This window comes from Microbacterium hanjuni (assembly GCF_043556395.1).
In the GTDB taxonomy this organism is placed as follows: Bacteria; Actinomycetota; Actinomycetes; order Actinomycetales; family Microbacteriaceae; genus Microbacterium.
In genome coordinates this window covers 140650-165281 of sequence record NZ_JBIGIK010000002.1, presented here as the reverse complement: position 1 = coordinate 165281, position 24632 = coordinate 140650, and the positions used below count along the sequence as shown (strand labels likewise).

At 70.3% G+C, this 24632-nt stretch carries 21 protein-coding genes and 1 pseudogene; 16 read left to right on the top strand and 6 right to left on the bottom strand.

The features are described 5' to 3' along the window. Positions 1 to 42 precede the first annotated feature (42 nt). The gene (locus tag ACFXP5_RS08475; RefSeq protein WP_394544300.1) at positions 43 to 2211 is read left to right on the top strand and encodes an MMPL family transporter; all 2169 of its coding nucleotides are present in this window, start codon (positions 43 to 45) and stop codon (positions 2209 to 2211) included. Between the two features lie 52 nt (positions 2212 to 2263). Here the strand turns inward: ACFXP5_RS08475 and ACFXP5_RS08470 are convergent, their stop codons facing one another. Then, a complete protein-coding gene (locus ACFXP5_RS08470) occupies positions 2264 to 3118 on the bottom strand; it encodes a CAP domain-containing protein (RefSeq protein WP_394544817.1) in 855 nt (284 codons plus the stop codon). A gap of 206 nt (positions 3119 to 3324) precedes the next feature. Here ACFXP5_RS08470 and ACFXP5_RS08465 point away from each other — a divergent pair, with 206 nt between their 5' ends. Continuing rightward, complete coding sequence (locus ACFXP5_RS08465; protein WP_394544299.1) at positions 3325 to 5031, top strand: long-chain-fatty-acid--CoA ligase; 1707 nt, start codon at positions 3325 to 3327, stop codon at positions 5029 to 5031. 47 nt (positions 5032 to 5078) lie between these two features. Beyond that, positions 5079 to 5396, top strand: a complete 318-nt coding sequence (locus ACFXP5_RS08460) for a DUF7882 family protein (protein WP_394544298.1) — start codon at positions 5079 to 5081, stop codon at positions 5394 to 5396. Positions 5397 to 5401: 5 nt separating this feature from the next. Here the strand turns inward: ACFXP5_RS08460 and ACFXP5_RS08455 are convergent, their stop codons facing one another. Continuing rightward, on the bottom strand, positions 5402 to 5725 hold the full coding sequence (locus ACFXP5_RS08455) for a DUF7882 family protein (RefSeq protein ID WP_394527745.1): 324 nt from the start codon (positions 5723 to 5725) through the stop codon (positions 5402 to 5404). A gap of 66 nt (positions 5726 to 5791) precedes the next feature. Here ACFXP5_RS08455 and ACFXP5_RS08450 point away from each other — a divergent pair, with 66 nt between their 5' ends. From ACFXP5_RS08450 to ACFXP5_RS08440, 3 genes are all read left to right on the top strand, one after another. Beyond that, a complete protein-coding gene (locus tag ACFXP5_RS08450; protein ID WP_394527744.1) occupies positions 5792 to 5995 on the top strand; it encodes a hypothetical protein in 204 nt (67 codons plus the stop codon). Between the two features lie 71 nt (positions 5996 to 6066). Continuing rightward, positions 6067 to 6756 (top strand): ThuA domain-containing protein, encoded by a 690-nt coding sequence (locus ACFXP5_RS08445; protein ID WP_394544297.1) that lies wholly within the window; start codon positions 6067 to 6069, stop codon positions 6754 to 6756. Then, positions 6741 to 7847 (top strand): Gfo/Idh/MocA family protein, encoded by a 1107-nt coding sequence (locus ACFXP5_RS08440; RefSeq protein WP_394544296.1) that lies wholly within the window; start codon positions 6741 to 6743, stop codon positions 7845 to 7847. Before ACFXP5_RS08445 ends, ACFXP5_RS08440 begins: the two co-directional genes overlap by 16 nt. Positions 7848 to 7854: 7 nt before the next feature. On the opposite strand, the gene ACFXP5_RS08435 is transcribed toward ACFXP5_RS08440, so the two are convergent. Continuing rightward, positions 7855 to 8862, bottom strand: coding sequence for a LacI family DNA-binding transcriptional regulator (locus ACFXP5_RS08435; protein WP_394544295.1), 1008 nt, complete (start codon positions 8860 to 8862; stop codon positions 7855 to 7857). 164 nt (positions 8863 to 9026) lie between these two features. On the opposite strand from ACFXP5_RS08435, the gene ACFXP5_RS08430 reads away from it, so the two are divergent. The 4 genes and pseudogenes from ACFXP5_RS08430 to ACFXP5_RS08415 all read left to right on the top strand — a co-directional run bounded on the left by ACFXP5_RS08430 (position 9027) and on the right by ACFXP5_RS08415 (position 14535). Further along, positions 9027 to 10313, top strand: a complete 1287-nt coding sequence (locus ACFXP5_RS08430; RefSeq protein WP_394527740.1) for an ABC transporter substrate-binding protein — start codon at positions 9027 to 9029, stop codon at positions 10311 to 10313. An 11-nt stretch (positions 10314 to 10324) separates the two neighbouring features. Continuing rightward, positions 10325 to 11341 carry a carbohydrate ABC transporter permease gene (locus ACFXP5_RS08425; protein WP_394527739.1) on the top strand — a complete coding sequence of 339 codons (1017 nt, stop codon included), beginning with the start codon at positions 10325 to 10327 and terminating at the stop codon, positions 11339 to 11341. Further along, positions 11341 to 12194, top strand: a pseudogene (locus ACFXP5_RS08420) (carbohydrate ABC transporter permease). Before ACFXP5_RS08425 ends, ACFXP5_RS08420 begins: the two are co-directional and overlap by 1 nt. Positions 12195 to 12219: 25 nt before the next feature. Next, positions 12220 to 14535 (top strand): beta-xylosidase/alpha-l-arabinosidase, encoded by a 2316-nt coding sequence (locus tag ACFXP5_RS08415; RefSeq protein ID WP_394544294.1) that lies wholly within the window; start codon positions 12220 to 12222, stop codon positions 14533 to 14535. A 22-nt stretch (positions 14536 to 14557) separates the two neighbouring features. On the opposite strand, the gene ACFXP5_RS08410 is transcribed toward ACFXP5_RS08415, so the two are convergent. After that, complete coding sequence (locus tag ACFXP5_RS08410; RefSeq protein WP_394544293.1) at positions 14558 to 15724, bottom strand: ROK family transcriptional regulator; 1167 nt, start codon at positions 15722 to 15724, stop codon at positions 14558 to 14560. A 109-nt stretch (positions 15725 to 15833) separates the two neighbouring features. On the opposite strand from ACFXP5_RS08410, the gene xylA reads away from it, so the two are divergent. Beyond that, a complete protein-coding gene (gene xylA, locus ACFXP5_RS08405) occupies positions 15834 to 17030 on the top strand; it encodes a xylose isomerase (protein WP_394527735.1) in 1197 nt (398 codons plus the stop codon). Positions 17031 to 17117: 87 nt separating this feature from the next. After that, a complete protein-coding gene (gene xylB, locus ACFXP5_RS08400; protein ID WP_394544292.1) occupies positions 17118 to 18515 on the top strand; it encodes a xylulokinase in 1398 nt (465 codons plus the stop codon). Between the two features lie 108 nt (positions 18516 to 18623). On the opposite strand, the gene ACFXP5_RS08395 is transcribed toward xylB, so the two are convergent. Then, positions 18624 to 19196, bottom strand: coding sequence for a TetR/AcrR family transcriptional regulator (locus ACFXP5_RS08395; RefSeq protein WP_394544291.1), 573 nt, complete (start codon positions 19194 to 19196; stop codon positions 18624 to 18626). Between the two features lie 110 nt (positions 19197 to 19306). Here ACFXP5_RS08395 and ACFXP5_RS08390 point away from each other — a divergent pair, with 110 nt between their 5' ends. Genes ACFXP5_RS08390 through ACFXP5_RS08375 form a run of 4 tightly spaced genes read left to right on the top strand, consistent with a single transcriptional unit; the run spans position 19307 to position 23901 of the window. Continuing rightward, on the top strand, positions 19307 to 21811 hold the full coding sequence (locus ACFXP5_RS08390) for an MMPL family transporter (protein ID WP_394544290.1): 2505 nt from the start codon (positions 19307 to 19309) through the stop codon (positions 21809 to 21811). 48 nt (positions 21812 to 21859) lie between these two features. Next, positions 21860 to 22537 carry a GTP pyrophosphokinase gene (locus ACFXP5_RS08385; protein WP_394544288.1) on the top strand — a complete coding sequence of 226 codons (678 nt, stop codon included), beginning with the start codon at positions 21860 to 21862 and terminating at the stop codon, positions 22535 to 22537. Positions 22538 to 22571: 34 nt separating this feature from the next. Continuing rightward, the gene (locus ACFXP5_RS08380) at positions 22572 to 23432 is read left to right on the top strand and encodes a transposase (RefSeq protein WP_394544287.1); all 861 of its coding nucleotides are present in this window, start codon (positions 22572 to 22574) and stop codon (positions 23430 to 23432) included. After that, complete coding sequence (locus tag ACFXP5_RS08375) at positions 23422 to 23901, top strand: glutaminase (RefSeq protein ID WP_394527729.1); 480 nt, start codon at positions 23422 to 23424, stop codon at positions 23899 to 23901. Before ACFXP5_RS08380 ends, ACFXP5_RS08375 begins: the two co-directional genes overlap by 11 nt. Positions 23902 to 23917: 16 nt before the next feature. Here the strand turns inward: ACFXP5_RS08375 and ACFXP5_RS08370 are convergent, their stop codons facing one another. Then, entirely contained in the window at positions 23918 to 24598 is a 681-nt protein-coding gene (locus ACFXP5_RS08370; protein WP_394544286.1) for an SDR family NAD(P)-dependent oxidoreductase, read from the bottom strand. Positions 24599 to 24632: the final 34 nt, after the last annotated feature.

Here is a 24632-nt window from a genome sequence, read left to right as displayed (position 1 = left end):
CCCGCCGCCTCCGGGCGGCACGCGTTCTCAGAAGGACCCGGCATGCTCGACACCCTCGGCCGATTCACCGCGCGACGTCGTTTCGTCGTGCTCGCCGCCTGGGGGGTACTGCTCCTGCTGGGCGCGGTCTTCTCGGGTGACGTGTTCGAGCGGATGACCTCCGTCGACGATGCCCCAGCCGGCGCCGAATCGCTCGTCGCTCAAGCGCGGCTCGACGAGCTCGATCCCGAGGGTGAGGTCATCACGGCGGTGATCTCCGGCGAAGACTTCTTCGCCCCCGCCGTGCGGGACAGCGCGACCGCGGTGATGGCCGAGGTGCGGGCCGTGCCCGGCGTCGTCGATGTCGTCGACGCCTACACCGCCGGTGGCGCGATCAGCGACGATGGGCGTTCCTCGTTGGTCGCGGTCGAACTCGCCGGTGGCCTCGCTGAAGAAGAGGCGCTGGCCGTCTCCTCCACCGTCTCCGACCTGCTCCACACCATCGCGGCTCCCGAGGTGCTCGTGGGCGGCGAGCTGCTCGCCGAACAGGCCTTCGTCGATCGGGCACTGACGGACGCGGCCATCGGCGAAGGACTCGCCATCGTGGTGCTCATCGTGCTGCTGGTCATGGTGCTGGGGGGCTTCCGCGTCGGCGTGCTGCCCGTCCTGGCCGCGATCGCGGTCATCCTCACCACGCTGCTCGCACTCGGCATCGCGGTCCACCTCCTGCCCGTGAACGAATTCGCCGTCAACATCGTCACGATCCTCGGCCTGGGTCTGACCGTCGACTACAGCCTCCTCATGATCTTCCGCTTCCGTGAAGAACGCCGATCCGATCCGGATGCCGGGGTGTCGGAGCTGATGGCCCGAACGGTGCGCACCTCGGGTCGCGCCGTCCTGATCTCGGGCCTCGCGGTCTTCATTGCCCTCGTCGGGATCTTCCTCCTCGGCGACCCGCTGCTGTCCGGGATGGCGCTCGGGGGCGCGCTCGTCGTGGTCGCGGCCACCGTGGCCGGGTTGACCCTGATCCCCGCCGGGCTCGCCCTCGTGCACCGCCACCTGCCCGAACGCGGTGTCCGCACCTGGTCGCGCCCGTGGGGCGGGCAAGCCCCGCGCACCTCGAGCGGACTCTTGGCGCGCTCGGCGGGTTTCGCCCAGCGCCGTCCGGTGCTCGTCACCGTCGGCGCGACCGCGGCCCTGCTCGTTCTCGCCTCGCCCGCCCTCTCCCTGGCGCTCGACAGCTCCGACATCCGCTCGCTCCCGGCGGCCGCGGAGGAGCGTCGCGCCTACGAGGCCGCGACCACCGGCTTCACCGGCATCGGCATCGAGCCGGTGACGGTCGTCATCGACGGCTCCGTCGAGAACCCGGCGGTGCGCGATCTTCTCGATGAGATCTCGGCTTCCTCCGATGTCGCCGACGCCGATCTCGTGCTCGATCTGCCGCCGGAGATCACCGCGGTCGACTTCCGACCCGTCGGCGACAGCGCGACCGGTGCCGCCGCCCAGCGCCTGGTCGCCACGGCGCGCGCGGTCGACACCGACCTGAGGGTGCAGGTGACCGGGCCGGCAGCATCCTTGGTCGACACCCAGGCGCATCTCGCGCAGCGCATCCCGCTCGCCGTCGGGGTCGTGGTGCTCTCCACCTTCGCGCTGTTGTTCGCACTGACCCGATCGATCGTGGTCCCGCTCAAGGCTCTCGTCCTGGGCACTCTCACGATGGCGGCCACCCTCGGTGTGCTGGTCGCGATCTTCCAGTGGGGGTGGGGCAGCACCCTGCTGGGCTTCGACCCTCTCGGAACCCTCGACGTGACCACGCCGCTGTTCATCGGCCTGCTCGCCTTCGGCTTGACCATGGACTACGAGGTGTTCCTGCTCGCCCGCATCAACGAGCGGTGGCGTGACCGCGACCGTTCCGCCGATCCGCGCGCGGTGAACGCCGAAGCGGTGCGGTACGGGATCGCCCAGACTGGGCCGGTCGTCACGACGGCCGCTCTCGCGATCAGCGTCGTGTTCCTCGGCTTCGCTGTCGGGGAGCTCGTCGCGATGAAGGAGATCGGGATCGGGATGCTGGTCGCCGTCCTGCTGGACGTGACGCTCATCCGCGGGCTGCTCCTGCCGTCGGTGATGACCCTGCTCGGACGGTGGAACTGGTGGCCGGCCTCGCGCGGATCTCACCCGGCCGGTCCCGACCCTGTGCGCTCGTCCGCGCGAGAGGCGGAACTCGTTCGGTGAACACACGGCGATGCCGGCCGGGTCCGAAGACCCGACCGGCGTCGCCTGCCGCCTACGGGAGGGAGGAAGCGATATCGATGTCGAGCGGCAGCCCCGCGGCTGCGAGCTCAGCGCGGATCTGCGCCGACAGGGCACCGGCGTCCACCGACGCCAGGCCGGAGGCATCCAAGCGATCCAGGACCTGCGCGCGGATCTCGGCCGCGGTCGGCACGTCGACGGGCGCTACCGGAGCTGCCGGAGCCTGCGGCTCGGCAGGAGCTGCCGGCGCCTCGGGCGCGGCCGGGGAAGCGACGGGCTCCTCCGCCGGCGGTGCTGCGGGCTCGGGGGCGGGCGCCGGTGCGGGAGCGGGCGCCGGGGCGGGCTCCGGTGCGGGAGCGGGCGCCGGTGCGGCGACGGGACGGACACCGGCGGGATAGCCGGCGAAGTCCTGCGTGAAATAGGTGCGCCCGTCGGACCCGAGGGCGTAGCCGATGCCGAGGTGCGTGGCCTCGGCGCTCAGGATGTTCTCCCGGTGTCCGGGGGAGGCGAGCCAGGCATCCACGACGTCGTCGATCGACTGACCGGTGGCGACGTTCTCCGCTCCGATCGTCCACCCGGCGGGGTAGAGGCTGGCGTAGTCGTCGCAGTGCGCCATCACCCCGTTCGTCGCCTGGCGTTCGGAGCAGGCCTGCGCGATCGCGTCGAGGTCGGCGTCGGCGGTGAGGGCCGGCAGGCCGGCCGCGGCGCGGGCGGCGTTCGTCTCGGCGAGGATGCGTTCGCGCGCCGACGACAGGTCGGCGGGGGCGGAAACCGCACTCTGCACAGCGACGGTCGGGCTCACGGCCTCGAGTGTCGGGGCGGCGGATGCGGCTGTCCCGCCGAGGGCGGGAAGGGCTACAGCGAGGGCGGTCGCCACCGTCAATCTCATGTACTTCACGGGTTGTCCTTCATGGTGCTCATCGGGATAACCCCCCAGGAGCGTCGAACCGTATGCCCCGTACCTGTACCCCGCCTGGGTGCCGTCGGCGCTGCCGCCGAACCACATTCCCGGCCTCGGCACAACCGTCCAGACCGCGTCAAGCTGCGACGCATACGCTATTGAGGCCTTTCCTGCACCCGAAAGATGGTCCACGCATGACGACGTCGCATCCGTATTCGTCCAAGCCTTGGCTGGCGGCCTACGCACCCGGCGTTCCGCCGGAGATCGGCGACGTCACCCAGACGCTCTCCGACATGATCGAGGCGAGCGTGATCGAGCACGGCCGGGCGCCGGCGCTCGAATTCTTCGGAGCGGTGACGTCGTATCGCGAGCTCGGCGAGCAGATCGAGCGGGCGGCCGAGGGGTTGCGGCGGCTCGGGGTGGAGAAGGGTGATCGTGTCGCGCTCATCCTGCCCAATTGCCCCCAGCACGTCGTCGCGTTCTATGCGGTGCTTCGGCTCGGCGGAATCGTCGTGGAGCACAACCCGCTCTACACCGCTCGCGAACTGCGTCACCAGTTCGAAGACCACGAGGCGCGGTTCGCGATCGTCTGGGACAAGGTCTACGACGTCGTCGACGACTTTCCCTCCGACGTGCACCCCGAGCACATCGTGAGTGTCGACATGACGACGGCGATGCCCTGGACCACTCGGGTCGCTCTCCGACTGCCCGTCGCCAAGGCGCGCGAATCACGGGCTCAGCTGACCGCCCCGCCGCTGGCGAAGCATCCGCTCACCTGGACCGAGCTCATTTCAGGCCGCCGACTGTCGCGCCGCTCCCCTCGACCGGGCGTGGGCGATATCGCACTGCTGCAGTACACCAGCGGCACCACCGGCAACCCCAAGGGTGCGGTGCTGACCCACCGCAACCTGCGCGCGAACGCGATGCAGGGACGCGCCTGGGTGCCCGGGCTGACCGAGGGCGAGGAGACCTTCTACGGGGTGCTGCCGCTCTTCCACGCCTACGGGATGACGCTGTGCTTGACCTTCGCCATGAGCATCGGCGCGAAGCTCGTGCTCTTCCCGAAGTTCGACGTCTCACTCGTCACCGCCGCCTCCAAGAAGAGTCCGCCCACGTTCTTCCCCGCGGTGCCCCCGATCTACGAACAGCTCGCCCGGGCGTCCGCACACGGCTCGATCGATCTGACCTCGGTGCGGTTCGCGATCTCGGGCGCGATGAGCCTGCCCGTGCCGACGGTGGAGCGTTGGGAGGAGGCCACCGGAGGCCTCCTCGTCGAGGGATACGGCATGACCGAGACCTCGCCGGTCGCCCTCGGCAACCCGATCGGACCCTCGCGCCGACCTGGCACGGTGGGGGTGCCGTTCCCCAGCACCGAGATCCGGGTCGTCGACCCGGAAGACACCTCGGTCGACGTGCCGTTCGGGGAGCCGGGGGAGTTGCTGATCCGCGGGCCGCAGGTCTTCCAGGGGTACTGGGGACAGCCCGACGCGACGGCGGAGTCGCTTCTCGAGGACGGCTGGGTGCGCTCGGGTGACATCGTCAGCGTCGCCCCCGACGGCTTCGTCACAATCGTCGACCGGCTGAAAGAGCTCATCATCACGGGCGGGTTCAACGTGTCGCCCACCGAGGTGGAGGAGACGCTGAAACAGCACCCCGACGTGGCGGATGCCGCCGTGGTCGCGCTGGCGCGCAAGGACGGCGGCGAGGACGTGGCGGCGGCCGTGGTGCTGCGTGACGACGTCGAGCTGGACGTGAACGGCCTGCGCGACTACTGCCGCACGCGGCTCGCGGCGTACAAGGTTCCGAAGCGGGTCTTCGCCGTCGACGACCTGCCCCGTTCACTCATCGGCAAGGTGCTGCGCCGCGAGGTGCGCGCCCGGCTGCTCGGGGAGTCGGACTGATCGCGCCGCAGGCAGGCAGGCCGGATCGGGGCCGATAGGCTCGCTGTATGGGCAGATTCATCTACGACACCATGACCAACTCGGTGGATATCGACGACCGCACGCTGGCCCACCTGCGGATCGTGGTGATGAACAAGCTGCGGCGCTCGGAGTCCTTCATGTTCGACATCGAGGTCGGTGACGGCAGCGGTCGACGCAGCTTCTGGATGCACCCCTCCGTGCCGATCCAGTTCCACTTCTTCGGCAGCCGCAACCCGCGGATCAACCGGGCGTGGATCGAGGAGCTCATGCTCGTCGCGAGCGGACCCAACGGGCTCGCGATCGTGCCGGAGCCCTCGGAGGACGGCTTCGTCGAAGAGGGCTGACCCGCTCAGGAAGCGGTCGTCGGCGTGACGTCGAAATGCTCCGCGACGAGCATGATGCCGCCCGAGGAGTTGGCGGAGTTCGCCAGCTCCTCGACCCATTCGCGGCTCAGCATCGCCGGCTCGGGGTCGTCGAAGACGAAGCGCAGCGGAATCGAGGGATGCAGCCACAGCGTGCTGCGGCCGTTCGGCTGATCGTCGGGGTGGCGCCACGAGAGGGTGAAGCTCTCACCGCGGCGCAACTTCGTCGCGATCACGACCTTCAGATGCGCGAGCGCGCGATCCTCGATCGGGATGGGGGTGCCCGATCCCCCGTAGTAGATGCTGCCCATACGCACACCCTAGCGCGGGCGGTGTTCGCGGGTACGCCGCGCCGAGGGGGGCTGTCAAGGGCGTGCATGCGCGTCGCGGCGCCTGGCATCGTGGGGGTCAACCGGAAGGAGAACCAGGCTGTGAATCCACACCCCGGCTCCGATGCGTCTGAGCACGACGCCGGCGACAGTGATCTCTCGCAGATCGAGAACGCGTTCGCCGGATTGACGGCCATCGATATCATCGACGGCGAACTGGTGCCGCGCGCTCGCCGCGTCCGCACCTCCTGAGGCGAGTCTTCGCCCGACCGGCACTGTTGCCGACCGGGCCGCTCGTCTGCCGCCACTCGGAAGGACGACCGATGAGCAATGCCCTGATCGTGCGCGGGGGGTGGGACGGGCATCATCCGGTGGCCGCGACCGACCTGTTCGTGCCGTTCCTCGAAGCGAACGGCTACACCGTGCGCATCGAGGACTCCAACGAGGTGTACGCGGATGCGGTGGCGATGGCCGCCACCGACCTCGTCGTGCAGTCCGTCACGATGTCCGAGATCTCCGAAGCCGCCGTCCGTGGTCTCCGCACCGCCGTCGAGGCCGGCACGGGGCTCGCCGGCTGGCACGGCGGGATCGTCGACTCCTACCGCGCCAGCTCGGACTACCTGCACCTGATCGGTGCGCAGTTCGCGACGCATCCCTCGGCCGCCCTCGACGCCCGCGGCGGTGGGGAGAGCGACAACTTCCTCGATCACACCATCGCGTTCACCGACCTCGGTCGCAGCCATCCGATCACCGCGGGGATCGCGGACTTCGGCCTGCGCACCGAGCAGTACTGGGTGCTCCACGACGACCTCATCGACGTGCTGGCCACCACGACCCACCCGGTGCAGCCCTTCCACCCGTGGCACCGGCCGATCGTCTCGCCCGCCGTCTGGACGCGGGCGTGGGGGAGCGGCCGGATCTTCGTCGCCACTCCGGGGCACGACCCAGCGGTTCTGAACGAAGCCTCCGTCCGACAGATCATCGAGAGGGGGATGCTGTGGGCCACGCGGTAGGAATCGTCGGGCTCGGGGTCATCTCGCGGGCCTACCTCGAGACCCTCGCCCTCTCACCGGCCATCGAGGTCGTCGCCGTCGCCGACCTCGACGCCGAACGCGCTCGCGACGTGGCCGCCTCCCTTCCCGACGCGGCCGCGCGCACCGTGGACGAACTCGTCGCCGACCCGCGCGTGCAGACCGTTCTCAACCTGACGACACCCGCCGCGCACGCGGGCGTGGCGCTGGCGGCGATCGCGGCGGGGAAGGACGTCTTCGGCGAGAAGCCGCTGACCGCGACCCTCGTCGAGGCGGAGGCGGTGATGCGCGCCGCCGCGGAGCGGGGTGTGCGAGTCGGATGCGCTCCCGACACCGTGCTGGGCACCGGGGTGCAGACGGCGCGCGACGCCGTGACCCGCGGGCTCATCGGTCGCCCCGTCGCGGCGTCGGCCACGTGGGTCGCCCCGGGGCATGAGGCCTGGCATCCGGCCCCCGACTTCTACTACCGCGCCGGGGGCGGGCCGCTGCTGGACATGGGGCCCTACTACCTCACCTCGCTCGTCCACCTGCTCGGCCCGGTTCGCGCCGTGCAGGGCGCGGCCAGTCGCACCCGCGACACGCGTCGGATCGCGACGGGTCCACGCGCGGGGGAAGTCATCGACGTCGAGATCGCCACCCACGTGACGGGCATCCTCGAACACGTCGACGGCGCCCTCTCGACCGTCGTCATGAGCTTCGACGGCGCCGGCACGGGCGCCGCCCCGATCGAGGTGCACGGCGAGTCCGGGTCGCTCGCCCTCCCCGACCCCAACTGGTTCGATGGCGTGGTGCGCCATCGCGCCGCAGCTTCGGACCACGGGGGAGACGATTGGGTGGACCTCCCGGCATCGGCCGGGTACCAGGAGGGCTCGCGCGGGGTCGGGCTCATCGACTTCGTCGGCGGAGCGGCGCGCGCGAGCGGTGACCTCGCGCTGCACGTCCTCGAGGTCATGACAACGCTGCTCGCCTCCGCCGAGAGCGGCGAGCGCCGAGCCGTCTCCTCCCGCCCTGCCGTGCCGACGCTGGTTCCGCTGACGGCCGCGGCTCAGTGGCGGGCGGCTGAGGCCGGCTGAACACGCCTCACGCAGCGACGAGGGGCGGCGCCGTGGTGGCGCGGGGGACCAGTCGCGTCGGCAGCTCGATGTGCGTCACGTCCGGAGTCTGCCCGGTCATCAACGCCACCAGCAGCCCCGCGGCCGTCGCGCCGATCCGCTGCATCGGCTGGCGGACGGTGCTGAGCGGGATGGCCGACTGCGAGGCCTCGGGGATGTCGTCGAAGCCGACGACCGACAGCTCCGAGGGGACGCTGATCCCCAGTTCCCCGGCCACCCGGATGAGCACGAGAGCGGACAGGTCGTTGGCGGCGAAGACGGCCGTCGGGCGATCCGGTGACTCCAGCAGCGCGCGGGCGGCATGGGCGACCGTCTCGGGGTGGTACATGCCCACCCGCGTCAGGTTCGGATCGTGCGGGAGTCCGGCATCGGCCAGTGCGCGCCGGTATCCCGACTCCCGGGCTATCGAGGAGCGCAGGTCGGGCCGGCCGGCGAGGAAGCCGATGCGCTGGTGGCCGAGTTCGGCGAGGAAGCTCGTCGCCTGATGGGCGCCGGTGAAGCTGTCGGATTCGACCGTGGGGAGATCGGCTCGACCGGTGTGGGGGTCCACGGCCACGATCGGAACCTCCGTGGTCACCTCCAGCACCGTCGGGGTGACCATGATCACGCCGTCGATGAGGGTGCCGCTGAGGCGACTGAGCGAACGTCGCTCCCATCCCTGCACGTCGCGCCGCCGCGATCCGCTGTAGGCGAGGAGGTCGTACTCGGTGTCGCGCAGCGCTGCACCGACACCCTTGAGGATCTCCGCGCTGAACGGCTCGAAGTCGGCCACGAGCACCCCGATCACGCCCGTCCGGCGTGCCCGCATGCTGCTCGCGACCAGGCTCGACTCGTACCCCAGTTCGCTGACCGCCGCCAGCACGCGGGTGACCGTGGCGTCGGCGACGCCGTAGCGGCCGTTGACCGCTTTCGACACGGTCGCGACCGAGACGCCGGCCGCGGCGGCGACGTCGTGGATGGTAGCTCTTCGTGCCATGGCCCTGATCTTAGGGGTCATTGAAAATGATTTCGAAAACGTTTGACGCCTCTTTTCCCCCGGGTGACACTGGGGATGTTCGACCAGCCCGCATCAGCCGGCCCGAACGGCCCCCGCAGCTCGACGCACGAGCTAGCACTCAACGAAGAGAACAGGTGGATCACATGAAGCTCAGCAGATTCGGAGCGGGCGCAGCAGTCCTGCTCACGGGAGCGCTCGCGCTCAGCGGATGTTCCGGCGGTGACTCCGGCTCCGACGACGGCTCCGTCACGATGACCCTGTGGCACAACTCCTCGACCGGTCCCGGTCAGGAGTTCTGGAAGACCACGGCCGCGGACTTCTCCGCGGCGAACCCCGGCGTCACGATCGAGATCCAGGCGCTGCAGAACGAGGAGCTCGACGGCAAGCTCCAGACCGCCCTCAACTCCGGCGACGCCCCCGACCTGTTCCTCCAGCGCGGCGGCGGCAAGCTGGCCGCGATGGTCGAGGCGGGACAGGTGAAGGACCTCACCGGGCTGCTCTCCGACGACGCGACCACCGAGATCCCCGAGAACGCGTACGCGGCCAACACGATCGACGACAAGGTGTACGCCATGCCGGTCGCCGTGCTGCCCGGCGGCATCTTCTACAGTCAGGACCTCTTCGACGCGGCCGGGATCACCGAGGCTCCCGAGTCGATCGACGACCTCGAAACGGCCGTCGAAGCTCTGAAGGAGACCGGCGTCGCGCCGATCGCCCTCGGCGGCAAGGATGCCTGGCCCGCTGCGCACTGGTACTACTTCTTCGCACTCCGTGCCTGCAGCGCCGACGTGATGGCGCAGGCGGCCGAAGAGATGAACTTCGACGACCCGTGCTGGCTCGAGGCTGCCGAGAACCTGCAGAGCTTCGCCGAGACCGAGCCCTACAACGAGGGCTTCCTCTCCACCGCTGCTCAGCAGGGCGCAGGATCGTCGGCCGGTCTGCTGGCGAACCACCAGGCGGGTATGGAACTCATGGGCGCCTGGAACCCCGGCGTGATCAGCTCGCTGACCCCCGACGAGCAGCCGCTCGCCGACCTGGCCTGGTTCCCGTTCCCGGAGGTCTCCGGTGGAGACGGTGAGCCCGGAGCGATCATGGGCGGCGTCGACGGGTACTCCTGCTCGGCGGGCGCTCCCGACGAGTGCGTCGACTTCCTCAACTACCTCGCGACAGCCGACGTGCAGGAGGCCTACTACAAGGCCTTCGCCGCCCCGCCGGTGAACACGGTCGCCCAGGAAGCGGTCACCGAGCCCTACCTGCAGGAGATCATCGCGGCCTACAACGACGCACCGTTCGCCTCGCAGTGGCTCGACACCGTTTACGGCCTGAACGTCGGCAACGCGCTCAACGTGGCCGTCGTCGACCTGCTCGCGGGCCAGAGCGGTCCGCAGGATCTCGTGGATGCTGTGAACGCCGCGGCTGCGAAGGGCTGAGGCGCGCTCACATGACCCTCCGCGAAGAAACGTTGCGGAAGAACTCCTCTTCCGCCACGGTCGCGGGACTCGGCGGGGGCGACGGTACACCGTCGTCCCCGCCCGTCCGTTCGCGACCGAAGGGCGTCGGGTGGCGGGGCCGCGCGGAGATCGCGCTGCTCGTCGGTCCCGCCCTCCTCGTCTTCCTCGGCTTCGTCATCTTCCCCGTCGTCGCCGCCGCCTACTACGGCTTTTTCAACTGGAAGGGCTACGGGGTACCGACGAACTTCGTAGGTTTCGACAACTACCTGATCATCATCCAGGACCCCAACTTCCACTCGGCTCTCAGCCACAACGCTCTGATCGTGGTCGCCTCCCTGGTGCTGCAAGGACCGATCGCATTGCTTCTGGCGCTGCTGCTCAACCGCAAGATGCGCGGGCAGTCGGTCATCCGCGTGCTGATCTTCGTGCCCTACGTCATCGCGGAGGTCGTGGTCGGCGTCGGCTGGAGCCTGATGCTCCAGCAGAACGGCGCGCTGAACGGCTTCCTCGAGAAGGTCGGCCTCGGCGGTATCGAGCAGGACTGGCTGGCGGATCCGAACATCGCCATCTGGACCCTGATGCTCATCATCACGTGGAAGTACGTCGGCTTCGCCGTCATCCTCTTCCTCGCCGGCCTCCAGGGCATCCCCGAGGAGCTGTCGGAAGCGGCGGCGATCGACGGGGCCTCGTTCTGGCAGATCCAGCGCACGATCACGATCCCGTTGCTCGGACCGACCGTGCGGATCTGGGCCTTCCTGTCGATCATCGGCTCGCTGCAGCTGTTCGACCTCGTCTACATCATCTGGGGTCAGTACGTGGCCTCCACCGCCGGTACCTCCACCATGGCGACCTACATGGTCTCCGAGGGGCGCAATGCCGGTAATTACGGCTACGGCAACGCGGTCGCCGTCGTGATCTTCATCATCTCGCTCGTCGTCGCCCTGGTTTACCAGCGATTCGTCCTGCGCCGCGACACCCAGGGCGCCCTGACCGGAGGGAAGAAATGATGAGCACTGCCACAGCGGTCATCACGACCCCGAAATCGCGTCGGCGCGGTCGAGACCGCCCGAAGCTGCCCTGGGGAAACCCGTTCATCTACTTCCTGGCGCTCGCGGTCATCGCGCTGTTGCTGACCCCGGTCGCGTACATCATCCTCGGCGGCTTCCGCACGAACTCGCAGATCACCACCGATCCCGCCGGGTTCCCGGACCCGTGGATGGTGGAGAACTACCTCTCGGTTCTCACCGGCTCGATGTTCTGGCGGCAGGTGCTGAACTCCGCGATCGCGGCGCTCGCCACGACGGCCGGCGCGGTGCTGCTCGGGCTCATGGCGAGTTACGTCCTGGCCCGTTACCGCTTCCGCGGTCGCGGCCTCCTGTACGCGCTGTTCGCCGCCGGACTGATGTTCCCCATCACCGTCGCGATCTCGGGCTGATGAACTCCCTGCCGGGCGTCATCCTGCCGCAGATCGCCTTCGCCCTGCCGACGACGATCATCATCCTGGTGCCGTTCCTGCGGGCCATCCCCGACGAGATCGAGGAGGCGGCGTTCATCGACGGCGCGAGTCGGCTCGGCTTCTTCTGGCGCATGGTCATCCCGCTGTCGCTTCCGGGCGTCATCACCACGGGCATCCTCGCGTTCATCGGCAGCTGGAACGGCTATCTGCTGCCCCTGTTCATCCTGAACAACGAGGCGACCTTCACCCTGCCGCTGGGCGTGCAGGCGTTCAGCTCGCAGTACTCCGTCGACACCGCGAGGGTGCTCGCGTTCACCTCGCTGTCGATGATTCCCGCGCTGGTGTTCTTCAGCTTGTTCGAGCGCCGCATCGTCGGCGGACTGACCGGCGCGGTCAAGGGCTGAGAGGGCTCCCACAGTGACGAATCCGATGAATGACCGACATTCGGCGCGCGTCAGCGCGCTGCTGGCCGAGATGACCCTCGAAGAGAAGCTCGCTCAGCTGGTGGGCTTCTGGGTCGACCAGGGCGACGAGGTCGTCGCGCCGATGGCGGGCGAGATGGCCACGGCGAGCACGTACGCCGACGCGACGGTGCACGGCCTGGGCCAACTCACCCGGGTCTACGGCACCCGGCCCGTCGATCCGGTGCAGCGCGCGGAGTGGCTGTGGGGCGAGCAGCGGCGGCTGCAGCAGGAGACCCGCCTCGGCATCCCCGCCCTCGTGCACGAGGAGTGCCTGACGGGTCTGGCCGCGTGGCAGGCCGCGACCTTCCCCACCCCGCTCGCCTGGGGGGCCGCTTTCGACCCCGACCTGGTGGCGGAGATGGGGCGGGCGATCGGCGAGTCCATGCGGCAGCTGGGCATCCATCAGGGGCTGGCGCCCGTGCTCGACGTCATCCGCGACCCCCGGTGGGGGCGCGTCGACGAGTGCATCAGCGAAGACCCGTACGTCGTCGGCACCGTCGGCTCCGCGTACGTGCGGGGGCTTCAGGATGCTGGTGTCCACGCGACGCTCAAGCACTTCGTCGGCTATTCCGCCTCGCAAGCCGGTCGTAACCATGCGCCGGTGCACGCGGGGCCGCGCGAGATCGCGGACGTGTTCCTCCCGCCGTTCGAGATGGCCGTCCGCGACGCCGGCGCGCGGTCGGTGATGAACTCCTATGCCGAGATCGACGGCGATCCGGTTGCAGCCACCCCCGCGTACCTCGAAGGCATCCTGCGCGAGCAGTGGGACTTCGACGGCGTGGTCGTGTCGGACTATTTCGCCGTCGCGTTCCTGCACACGATGCACGCGGTCGCCGAAGACCTCGGCGCGGCCGCCGAGCTGGCGCTTGCCGCGGGCGTCGACGTGGAGCTGCCGACCGGCGACGCGTTCCTCGCGCCGCTGGCCGAGCGGGTGCGCTCGGGCGTCACCGACGAAGCGCTGATCGATCGGGCGGTCCTTCGTGTGCTCACGCAGAAGGAACAGCTCGGCCTGCTCGACGCGACGTTCGAGCACCCGCCCACCGCGATCGACCTCGACACGCCCGCGCACCGCGACATCGCGCGGCGTCTGGCCGAGGAGTCGCTCGTGCTGCTGTCGAACGAGGGCACGTTGCCGCTCGGCCAACCGCGGCGGATCGCCGTCATCGGGCCCAACGCGGCAGCATCCGAGCCCCTGATGGGGTGTTACTCCTTCGTGAACCACGTGCTCGCGCACCACCCGGGCACGCCGCTGGGCATCGAGATACCGACGGTCCTGGACGCACTGCGCTCGGAGTTCCCCGGTGCTGAGATCACCTCGGCGCCGGGCTGCGCGGTGGAGGGAACCGATCGCTCCGGCTTCTCCCGCGCGGATGAGCTCGCCCAGGAGGCCGACGTCGCGATCGTCGTCGTCGGCGATCGGGCCGGGCTCTTCGGACGGGGAACGGTGGGCGAGGGCAACGACACCGAAAGCCTCGAACTGCCCGGCCTCCAGCGCGAGCTCGTGGCGAGCATCGTCGCGACCGGGACGCCCGTGGTGATGGTGCTGCTCACCGGCCGGCCCTACGCCCTGGACTGGGCCTTCGCCGGCGCGCACCGGCCGGCCGCCGTCGTGCAGGCGTTCTTCCCCGGCGAGGCGGGGGCCGACGCGATCGCTGCGGTGCTGTCGGGACGCGCCAACCCCTCGGGACACCTCCCGGTCTCGATGCCGCGGTCGGCCGGGGCGCAGCCGTTCACGTACTTGCACCCGATCCTCGGCGGCGATTCCGAGATCACCAGCACCGACAGCTCGCCGGTGCTGCCGTTCGGGCACGGCCTGAGCTACCACAGCGTCGAGCGGAGCGATCTCGTGGTCGAGGAGGAGGTGCCGGCCGGTGGCACTTTCGAGGTGGCCGTGACGATCCGCAACACCGGCTCGATTTCGGGGACCGAATTGGTGCAGGTGTACGGGCGCGACCTCTACGCCAGCGTCACCCGGCCGGTTGCGCAACTGCTCGGTTACGAGCGCGTGACCTTGGCAGCCGGCGAGGAGGCCCGGGTGGTGTTCGCGGTGCCCACCACACGGTTGGCCTTCAGCGACCGGTCGCTCCGGCGCATCGTCGAGCCGGGCGAGGTCGAGGTATGGGTCGGATCCTCCAGTGCCGACAAGGACGCCGCCGCACGCATCCGCTTCACCGGTGCGGTGCACGCCGTCACCCCGGCCGATCCTCGAGTCGTGGTGGCGCGCGTCGACCGTTTCGCCGCCGAGCGCGGCCACGCGGTCGCGGTCGGCGCTGCGGTCTGAGGGCTGCTGCAGACCCCCGCGCTCAAGGGAGCGCGGGGGTGCTCAGCAGATCGGCGAAGGCGAGCTCCGCCGCACCGATCAGCAGGCGATCTTCGGCGAGCACGGCGAGGCGCAGCTCGAGATCGTCTGCCAGCGTGGGCATGGTCTGTCGACGCACCTCCACGAGCAACTCGGGGATCGCGTCGGCCGCGATGGTGGCGAGGAAGCCGCCCAGCACCACGACCGAGGGGTTGAGCACGTTGACGGCGTTGGCGAGGGCGGTGACCAGGATGCGACGCTGCCGCGCGACCTCGTCGGTCACGATCGCCGAGGCACTCGCCGCGATGGCGGCGGCGAGTGTGGGCTCGTCAGCGCTGTCGAGCCCGACCGCGGCGAGCAGACGTGTGCGGCTGACCTCGTCCTCGAGCACGCCGTCGCCGGCGCGCCGGTCGACGTCGGCGGCGATACCGGGTCGGTTCTGCCCGAACTCGCCGGCATAGCCCCCCGCGCCCCCGAGGGGTCGGCCGTGCACGATCACGCCGCCGCCGATACCGCTCGCCCCGCCGTTCAGGTAGACGACGTCGTCGACGCCGCGCGCCGCACCGAAGAGATGCTCGGCCAGAGCGCCGAGGCTCGCGTCGTTGCCGACGGTGGTGCGAAGACCCGTGGCGGCGGTGACGAGGTCGCGGACGGGCGCGTTCTGCCAGCCGAGGTGCGGCGCGATGCGCACGATGCCGTCGAGGGTGCGGACGAGACCGGGGACGGCGAGACCGACCCCCTCGATGCGGGCCGAGCGCAGGACGCCCGCTCGCCACTGCTCGATGCGTGCAGCGACCGAGGCGGCGACCGCGGACGGCGTGAGCACCTCGGCGGTCTCGATGCGATCGCGAGCGAGCACCCGCCGGTCCAGGCCCACCGCGGCGATCGTGATCGCATCCACTTCGGGATTGACGGCGATCGCGACCACGCGGGGGTCGACCGCGACGACGGGGGAGGGCCGCCCGACACGTCCCACGGAGTCGGGCGCGCGCTCTTGCACGAGGCCCTCGTCGACGAGCTCGCCGACGAGGGCGGCGATCGTGGAGCGGTTCAGGCCCGTCGCCTCGGTGAGCGCCGCCCGGGACTGCGGGCCGTCGAGGTGCACCAGGCGGAGGACCCGCGCGAGATTGGCGCGACGGACGCGCTCGGTTCTCGCGGCGGCTTCGCTCATCCACCTACTGTGCCAGAGCGGCCGCGGCGGATAGGTACTGGACGCGGCTCGGCGGATCGATTAGGTTGTGAAAGCCAACAAATACCCTCAATGCTGAGCAGGAGCACCCATGCCCACCCCCACCCCTACCGCTGCCGACAAGTTCTCCTTCGGACTCTGGACGGTGGGATACAACGGCGCCGACCCGTTCGGCGGCCCGACCCGCCCGCCGCTCGATGTCGTGCACGCGGTCGAGAAGCTCTCCGAGCTCGGTGCCTACGGCCTGACGTTCCACGATGACGACCTCTTCGCGTTCGGTTCGACCGACGCCGAGCGGCAGACCCAGATCGACCGCCTCAAGGGCGCACTGGCCGACACCGGCATGATCGTTCCGATGGTGACCACCAACCTGTTCAGCGCACCGGTCTTCAAGGACGGCGGGTTCACCTCGAACGACCGTTCCGTGCGCCGCTTCGCCCTGCGCAAGGTCTTCCGCCAGCTCGACCTCGGTGCCGAGCTCGGTGCCAAGACCTTCGTGATGTGGGGCGGCCGCGAGGGCGCCGAGTACGACTCCGCGAAAGACATCCGTTCCGCGCTCGAGCGCTATCGCGAGGCCGTCAACCTGCTCGGCGACTACGTCACCGACAAGGGATACGACATCCGCTTCGCGATCGAGCCGAAGCCGAACGAGCCGCGCGGTGACATCCTGCTGCCGACGCTCGGACACGCTCTCGCCTTCATCGACTCGCTCGAGCGTCCCGAACTCGTGGGCGTCAACCCCGAGGTCGGTCACGAGCAGATGGCGGGCTTGAACTTCGCCGCCGGCATCGCGCAGGCGCTGTACCACGGCAAGCTCTTCCACATCGACCTCAACGGCCAGCGCGGGATCAAGTACGACCAGGACCTCGTGTTCGGTCACGGCGATCTGCACAACGCCTTCGCCCTGGTCGACCTCCTCGAGAACGGCGGCCCCGGCGGCGTGCCGGCGTATGACGGGCCCCGTCACTTCGACTACAAGCCGAGCCGCACCGAGGACGAGACGGGCGTCTGGGACTCGGCGAAGGCCAACATGAGCACCTACCTCCTGCTCAAGGAGCGGGCGGCGGCCTTCCGCGCCGATCCCGAGGTGCAGGAGGCGCTCGAGGCGGCGCAGGTCTTCGAACTCGCCCAGCCGACGCTGAACGAGGGCGAGACCTACGACGCGTTCCTCGCCGACCGCTCGGCCTACGAGGACTTCGACGCCGACGCGTTCTACGGGGGACACGGCTTCGGCTTCGTGCGCCTGCAGCAGCTCGCGACCGAGCACCTGCTCGGCGCTCGCGGCTGATACCGCTTCGCTCGGCGTGCGGGGGCGTGAGCGTCCCCGCACGCCGATGTGCGCCCCCACGCTCGATCCAGAACGGAAGTACATGCAATGACGCTCGTCGCCGGAGTCGATTCGTCCACCCAGTCGTGCAAGGTCGTCGTGATCGACGTCGCCACCGGCGCGATCGTCCGCGAGGGAAGGGCCGCTCACCCCGAGGGGACCGAGGTGGCGCCGGAGGCCTGGTGGGAGGCGCTGCAGGCGGCGATCGCCGACGCCGGCGGACTCGCCGACGTCGCGGCCATCTCGGTGGCCGGCCAGCAGCACGGGATGGTCGTGCTCGATGAGGCCGGCGAGGTGATCCGGCCGGCGCTGCTGTGGAACGACACGCGCTCGGCGCAGGCGGCCGCCGATCTGCTGGCCGAGGTGGGCGCCGAGGAGTACGCCCGCCGCACGGGGGTCGTACCGGTGGCGTCGTTCACGGCGACCAAGCTGCGGTGGCTGCGCGACGCGGAGCCCGAGGCCGCCGCGCGCGTCGCGGCCGTCGCCCTGCCCCACGATTGGCTCACGTGGCGCCTTCGCGGGTTCGGTCCCCAGCATCCCGCCCTCGACGAGCTGACGACGGACCGATCGGATGCTTCCGGCACCGCCTATTGGGGAGCGACGGGCTACGACCGCGACCTGCTCGAGCGGGCCCTCGGTCACGACGTCATCCTCCCTCGGGTGCTCGGGCCGGCCGATCGGGCGGGGATGACCCCTGAGGGTGTCATCGTGGGCGCGGGGGCGGGCGACAACGCCGGCGCCGCGCTGGGCCTGGACGCGGTGCCCGGAGACGTGGTGGTGTCGCTCGGCACCTCGGGGACTGTCTTCGCCGTCACCGAGGACCCGGTGGCCGATGCTTCCGGCACGGTCGCGGGCTTCGCCGACGCTGCGGGCGGGTACTTGCCGCTCGTCGCGACGCTGAACGCCGCGCGAGTGCTCGACGCGACAGCGCGTCTGCTGGGCGTCTCGCACGATGAACTCGGCGAACTGGCCCTCAGCGCGGAGCCCGGCGCCGGCGGAGTCGTGCTGGTGCCGTGGTTCGAGGGGGAGCGCACCCCGAACCTGCCGCACGCGCGCGCTTCGATCACCGGACTGTCGCTCGCCAACACCACGCGCCCCGATCTCGCTCGCGCCGCGATCGAGGGGATGCTGGCGGGCCTTGCGACGGGCATGGACGCGATCCGCGCGTTGGGAGTCGAGGTGCATCGGGTGCTCCTCGTGGGCGGAGCTGCCCGCAACGAGGCCGTCGCCGTGATCGCCGGGCAGATCTTCGACGCCCCCGTCGAGATCCCTGCCCCGGGTGAGTACGTCGCCCTCGGTGCGGCGCGCCAGGCCGCATGGGCCCTCACCGGCGAACGGCCCCGCTGGCCGCTCGCGATCGAGCGCACACCTCCCCACGCGCCTCGTCCCAGCATCCGGGAACGCTACGACACCGTCGCTGAGCTGCGGGCCGCCGAATCCCGCTGACCTGAACACCGCTCCCCTGTCGCGAAGTGCGGGTGCGACTCGCCCTTCGTGACAGGGGAGCAGCGCTCTTCCAGGGGAGCAGCCGTCCCTCGCCGGAGAAGTCGGGCGTCAGGTGCCGAGGAGCGCGTCGACGAGACGCTCCGCGTCGCCGGGGGAGAACGGCTCGCGGCTGAGCGCGCGCAGCAGCACGGCGCCCGTGAGGGCCTCGGCGATCTCGTCGACCGGCGCACCGTGCGGCAAGTTCGAGGTGGTGCCGAGGCCGGCGGTCAGACGCTCGGACAGCGAATCAGGGCGGAACAGCGCATCGCGCAGCCGCTGCCCCACCTCGGCGTTCTCCGCCGCCGCGGCGATGAGCGAGCGGAAGATCAGCTCGCCCTGCTCGGTGCCGAGGAAGGCGAAGATCGCCCCGAGCCACGCGGCGAGGTCGCGACGGACGTCACCGGTCTGCGGCAGCGTCAGTTGCCCGGGTAACAGCATCCCCTCGAGCAGGCACTCGGCGGTGACGGCGCCCTTCGAGGGCCACCAGCGATAGATCGTCTGCTTGCCCACGCCCGCCCGGGCTGCGATCCCCTCCATCGTGAGGTGGTCGTAGCCGCGCTCGGCGATGAGCTCGGCCGCAGCGCCGAGGATCGACAGCCGAGCGGCTTCGCTGCGGACGGGACCGCTTCGAGGCAGGGGCACGGGGACTCCGTTCAGATAAGACGAGACGGTGCGTGTTATCTTAGCCACGCTTGTCGGAGTCGAGGGCGCCTCCTCCGCGGGGGTGCGCCTCGCGAGTCGGAGGAAATCGAATGGCCGAGCTGCTGCACCGTCTGGGAACCTTCTCCGCGCGCCATGTCTGGACGGTGATCGTCACCTGGCTGGTGATCCTGGGGATCGCGATCGGCGGGTTCCTGATCGGGTTCACAGGCCTCAGCTCGAGCTTCGACATCCCCGGCACCGCCTCGGGTGAGGTCATCGCCGAGCTCGAGAACGACCTCCCCGACTTCAGCGGCGCCTCGGGCCAGGTCGTGTTTCACACCACCGACGGCTCCGCCTTCACCGACGATCAGCGCACCGACATCGTCGCGCTCGCCGACTCGGCGCGCGACCTCCCCGACGTCGCCGACGTCATCGACCCCTTCGCCGCCGCCGGTCAACAGGCCGACCAGGCCCAGCAGGCCGCCGACGGACGTACCCAGATCGACGCCGCGCGCACGCAGGCCGCCGACGGGCAGGCGCAGCTCGACGCGGGCCGCGCGCAGTTGGACGCGGGGCAGGCCCAGCTCGATGCCGGCCGTCAGCAGGCCGAAGCAGCCGGGCTCCCGACCACCGCACTCGACGCGCAGCAGGCGCAGCTCGACGCGCAGCGCGCCGAACTCGACGCGCAGCAGCAGCAACTGACCGACGGCCTCGCGACCCTGGACACGCAGTCGGCCGACCTCGAACGGGGCGCCGAACTGCTCTCGCTCTCCGAGGGCATCGGCGTGCTGTCCGAGGACGAAGCCACCGCCCTGGTCAACATCTCCTTCACGGTGCCGCGCCTCGAACTCGCGCAGGCGTCGAAGGACGCCGTGGTCGAACACTTCGAGTCCGAACCCATCGACGGGGTCGAGGTCGCCTTCTCGACCGACATCTCGCAGGGCGTTCCCGAGATCCTCGGGGTGGGCGAAGCGGTCGGCGTCGCGATCGCGGCGGTCGTGCTGCTGGTCGTGCTGGGCTCGATCCTCGCCGCCGCGTTCCCCATCGTGACTGCCCTCGTCGGCGTCGCGATCGGCGCCCTCGGTACCCTCGCCTTCTCGGGTGTCGTGCAGATGGCGTCGGTCACCCCGATCCTGGGCGTGATGCTCGGCCTCGCGGTCGGCATCGACTACTCGCTCTTCATCCTCTACCGCCACCGCAAACAGCTTTTGCAGGGCGCCGACGTCACCGAGTCGATCGGCCTCGCGAACGGCACCGCGGGCAACGCGGTCGTCTTCGCCGGCACCACGGTCATCGTGGCGCTGCTGGCCCTGAACATCACCGGCGTGCCGTTCCTCGGGCTGATGGGCACCGCCGCCGCGGTCAGCGTCGCGATCGCGGTCCTCATCGCGATCACGCTCACCCCGGCGCTGCTCAGCCTCGCCGGCACCCGTCTGCTCAGCCGCCGCGCCCGCGAGCGCGCCGCGTCGGCAGCATCCGTCGACCCCGCCGTCGAGACGCCGCGCACCCGCGTGCGTCCGATGTCGACGTTGCGCGCCGTCATCACGGTGATCGTCGCCACGGCGGCGTTGCTGACCATCGCCGTCCCTGCCCTGTCGATGCGTCTCGGGCTGCCCGACGGCGGCTCGGAGGCCGAGGACTCGACGGCGTACCAGGCGTACACGCTGACGCAGGATGCTTTCGGCGAAGGCGTGAACGGACCGCTCCTGGTGGTCGCGACCTTCCCGGAGGGGCTCGACGACGACCAGGTGCTCGACGATCAGCTGCTCGTGGCCCGAGAGCTCGCAGCTCAAGACGACGTGGTCGCCGTCGCCCCCGTCGCCGTCTCGGACGACAACCGCGTCGGCGCGTTCCAGGTGGTGCCCTCCGAGGGGCCGAACAGCTCCTCGACGGAGGCTCTCGTGCGCGACCTCCGCGCGCTGCCGCCCGTCGACGGGGACATCACGCTCGGCGTCGCAGGGCAGGCCGCGATCAACATCGACATCTCGGAGGGGCTCGCGAACGTGCTGCCGCTCTACCTGCTCGTCGTGGTCGGGCTGTCGTTCCTCATCATGGTGATGGTGTTCCGCTCGCTCCTCGTGCCGCTCATCGCGACCGCCGGCTTCGTCCTGTCGTTGTTCGCGACGTACGGCGCGGTCACCGCCGTCTTCCAGTGGGGCTGGTTCAGCGACCTGCTGGGGGTGCACAACCCCGGTCCGATCCTGAGCTTCCTGCCGGTCATCCTCGTCGGCATCCTGTTCGGTCTCGCGATGGACTACCAGCTGTTCCTGGCAACCGGAATGCGCGAGGCCTATGCCCACGGGGCGCCCGCGCGCCTCGCCGTGGCCCAGGGGTTCCGTGCCGGTCGCACGGTCGTCATCGCCGCCGCCCTCATCATGATCTCGGTCTTCGGCGGGTTCATCACCTCCGAATCGGTCATGATCAAATCGATCGGCTTCGGTCTCGCGCTGGGTGTGCTCTTCGATGCCTTCGTCGTGCGGATGCTGTTGGTGCCGGCCCTCATGCACCTCTTGGGCCGTTCGGCCTGGTGGTTGCCGAAATGGCTCGACAAGATCACCCCGAACGTCGACGTCGAAGGCTCGGCGCTCGAGCGCCGCCACCCCGTGCACCGATGACGCCCGCTTCCCAGCGCCCTCGTAGCCGCCGTCGGTAGCGTGGCGCACATGCCGTCGCCCGAAGAGCTGCAGATCACGGTGTCTGCCGCCTCGCTCCGCACGATGCGCGACGAGTTCCAGCGGTTCCTCATGGAGTACCGCTTCGGACTGCAGGAGGTCGAGACGAAGATCTCGATCCTCCGTGAGGAGTTCCAGGAAGCGCACGCCTACAACCCGATCGAGCACGTCTCGAGCCGGGTGAAGACCCCCGACAGCCTCGTCGCCAAAGTGCAGCGAAAGGGCATCGAGCCCGACTTCGCGTCGATCCGCGAGTCGATCACCGATATCGCCGGGGTGCGCATCACGTGCAGTTTCACGACCGACGCCTACCGCCTGTTCGACCTGCTCACCCAGCAGGACGACATCACGGTGATGAGCGTCAAGGACTACATCACGGCGCCCAAGCCGAGCGGTTACAAGAGCCTGCACGCGATCGTGGCGGTTCCGGTCTTCCTCTCCACCGGGCGGGTCGACGTTCCGGTCGAGGTGCAGTTCCGCACCATCGCGATGGATTTCTGGGCGAGCCTCGAGCACAAGATCTACTACAAGTACGACCGGCAGGTGCCGGAGGATCTGCTGGCGGAATTGCGGGATGCTGCCGGCACCGCGGCGGAGTTGGATCAGCGCATGGAGCGGCTGCACCGGGAGATCCGTGGCGCCGGCACGGGGAGCCCTCTCCTCGGCTGAGGCGCCCGGGCGCGGTGTGCAGCACAATGGGCGCATGGTGCGCAACGACGCCGGCGAACTCGACGCGATCGCGGCCGAGCTGTACGTGCTGGCGCCGGCGGAGTTCACGGCTGCCCGCAACGCTCGGGCGACGGCTGCCTCCGGCCCCCTCGCCACCCAGGTCAAAGCGCTGCGCAAACCCACCGTTTCGGCGTGGGCGGTCAACCTGCTCGCCCGTGACGGGCAGCTCGGTGAAGCGGTCGAGCTCTCGCACGCGCTCCGGGAGGCCCAGGACGATCTCGACGCGCCGGAACTGGCGCGTCTCGGCGCGCAGCGTCGCGCGCTGGTCGCGGGCCTCGCCCGCCGCGCGGCGCAGCTCGCCGAGAGCGCCGGCACGAGGCTGAGCGCGACCGCTCAGGAAGACGTCGTCAAGACGGTCAACGCCGCGGTCGTCGATCCGGGTGCGGCCGCGGCGGTGCTGACGGGCCGGCTCGTACGCCCGGTCGAGGCGGCCGGTACCGATGACGCCGAACTCGCCGATCATGTCGGCGGCTCGGTGCCCGGGATCGCCGCGGCACCGCCCGCCCGCTCGCGGGACGATCTCGCCGCCCGTCGCGCCCGCAAGGCCGCGGAAGCGGCGTCGCGGGAGGCGCAGCGGGCGGCGGCCGAGGCGGCTCGCGAACTGCAGCAGACGGCCGACCGCCTGGCCAAGAGGCGTGAGCGTGCCGAGCTGCTGCACGAGCGGGTCGACGACCTGCGTGCCGAGCTCTCCCGCCTCACCGACGATGCGGCGAAAGCCGACGCCGAGGTCGCCACGCTCGAGCAAGAACGCGCGCGCCGGGAGAAGCGGTCGGAGGAGGCGGCTGCCCACGCCGCCCGGGCGCAGGAGGCCGTGGAGGCCGGCGATGCGGGCTGAGGAGATCCTCGACGGGGTGCGGCGTCGGCTCGTCGGCGTCCCCCGCGAGGGATTGGGCGACCTGCGGGCAGCGCGGCGCACGCTGGGGTTTCCGCGCGCCGCGCGCATCGTGCCGGCCGGAGAGGCCTGGCATCTCGGCGCGCTGCTCGTCACCGACGAGGGCATCGCCGCGACCGGCGACATCGTGCGAGCACACGAGGAGGTGCGCCGGGGCTTCACTGCGGAGTCGCAACGCCGCCGGGCGGAGCTGGCGGGAGCCGCCAGAAGGGGCGGCTTCGCCGAAGGGCAGATCGTGCACGTCGGGTGGCGCCTGCTCGACCTCGATCGCGTGGACGCCACGACCTCGCCCCTGCTGCTCTCCGGCGACACCCCGATGGTGCGCTGGAGCGCGACGGGCGCGCCGGCGCCGTTGCAGCGGTACCTCGACGAACGCGTCGAGCTGCTGCAGCATCCGCCCGCCGGCGCGTAGCGCCCCCGTCCGCCGCTCAGTAGTCGATGCGGCCTTGCCGGCTGAAGAAGGCGCCGGTGGGCCCGTCCGCGCCGATCGTGGCCAGGGTGACGGCCGCGTCCGTGCCCTCGGTAACGCTCTGGTGACCGCTGTGGCGGTTGAAATCCGTCGCGGTGTAGCCGGGGTCGGCCACGTTCACGCGGAAGCTCGGCAGGTTCTTCGCGTACTGCACCGTCAGCGCGATGACGGCCGCCTTCGACGCGGCATAGGGGATCGAGGTGACGGGGAACTCGTCGTGGCCCTCCTCCGACAGGAACCGCGGCCAGCCGACGCCCGAGGCCACGTTGACGATGACGGGATGCTGCGACGCCCGCAGCAGCGGGAGCGCGGCCTGCGTGACCCGCACGATTCCGACGACGTTCGTCTCGAGGACGTCGGCCATCGCTTGCGCGTCGAGGTCGTCCACCCCGTGGGAGGAGCCGAGGATCCCGGCGTTGTTGACGAGCACATCGAGCGCGGGAAGGCTCGAGAGCGCCGCGTCGACGCTCGCCTGGTCGGTGACGTCGAGCTGAACGGCCTGGGCGCCGAGGGCTCGAACGGCATCACCCGAGGCGAGGTCGCGCATCCCGGCGTAAACGGTGTGACCGGCAGCGATCAGGCGGCGGGCGGTCTCGAGTCCGAGGCTCTTGTTCGCCCCGGTGATGAGTGTGTGTGTCATGTCTCCATGGTGGGCGCGCCGGTGCCGGGCGCCC

Bases quoted from the DNA above. Each gene is read 5' to 3' on its own strand.
- ACFXP5_RS08475 (WP_394544300.1), top strand. From the start codon at position 43: ATGCTCGACACCCTCGGCCGATTCACCGCGCGACGTCGTTTCGTCGTG.
- ACFXP5_RS08465 (WP_394544299.1), top strand. From the start codon at position 3,325: ATGACGACGTCGCATCCGTATTCGTCCAAGCCTTGGCTGGCGGCCTAC.
- ACFXP5_RS08375 (WP_394527729.1), top strand. From the start codon at position 23,422: ATGCGGGCTGAGGAGATCCTCGACGGGGTGCGGCGTCGGCTCGTCGGC.
- ACFXP5_RS08370 (WP_394544286.1), bottom strand. From the start codon at position 24,598: ATGACACACACACTCATCACCGGGGCGAACAAGAGCCTCGGACTCGAG.
- ACFXP5_RS08425 (WP_394527739.1), top strand. From the start codon at position 10,325: ATGACCCTCCGCGAAGAAACGTTGCGGAAGAACTCCTCTTCCGCCACG.
- ACFXP5_RS08445 (WP_394544297.1), top strand. From the start codon at position 6,067: ATGAGCAATGCCCTGATCGTGCGCGGGGGGTGGGACGGGCATCATCCG.
- ACFXP5_RS08450 (WP_394527744.1), top strand. From the start codon at position 5,792: ATGCGCGTCGCGGCGCCTGGCATCGTGGGGGTCAACCGGAAGGAGAAC.
- ACFXP5_RS08385 (WP_394544288.1), top strand. From the start codon at position 21,860: ATGCCGTCGCCCGAAGAGCTGCAGATCACGGTGTCTGCCGCCTCGCTC.
- ACFXP5_RS08470 (WP_394544817.1), bottom strand. From the start codon at position 3,118: ATGAGATTGACGGTGGCGACCGCCCTCGCTGTAGCCCTTCCCGCCCTC.
- ACFXP5_RS08415 (WP_394544294.1), top strand. From the start codon at position 12,220: ATGAATGACCGACATTCGGCGCGCGTCAGCGCGCTGCTGGCCGAGATG.
- ACFXP5_RS08455 (WP_394527745.1), bottom strand. From the start codon at position 5,725: ATGGGCAGCATCTACTACGGGGGATCGGGCACCCCCATCCCGATCGAG.
- ACFXP5_RS08390 (WP_394544290.1), top strand. From the start codon at position 19,307: ATGGCCGAGCTGCTGCACCGTCTGGGAACCTTCTCCGCGCGCCATGTC.
- ACFXP5_RS08410 (WP_394544293.1), bottom strand. From the start codon at position 15,724: ATGAGCGAAGCCGCCGCGAGAACCGAGCGCGTCCGTCGCGCCAATCTC.
- ACFXP5_RS08380 (WP_394544287.1), top strand. From the start codon at position 22,572: ATGGTGCGCAACGACGCCGGCGAACTCGACGCGATCGCGGCCGAGCTG.
- ACFXP5_RS08430 (WP_394527740.1), top strand. From the start codon at position 9,027: ATGAAGCTCAGCAGATTCGGAGCGGGCGCAGCAGTCCTGCTCACGGGA.
- xylB (WP_394544292.1), top strand. From the start codon at position 17,118: ATGACGCTCGTCGCCGGAGTCGATTCGTCCACCCAGTCGTGCAAGGTC.
- ACFXP5_RS08435 (WP_394544295.1), bottom strand. From the start codon at position 8,862: ATGGCACGAAGAGCTACCATCCACGACGTCGCCGCCGCGGCCGGCGTC.
- xylA (WP_394527735.1), top strand. From the start codon at position 15,834: ATGCCCACCCCCACCCCTACCGCTGCCGACAAGTTCTCCTTCGGACTC.
- ACFXP5_RS08460 (WP_394544298.1), top strand. From the start codon at position 5,079: ATGGGCAGATTCATCTACGACACCATGACCAACTCGGTGGATATCGAC.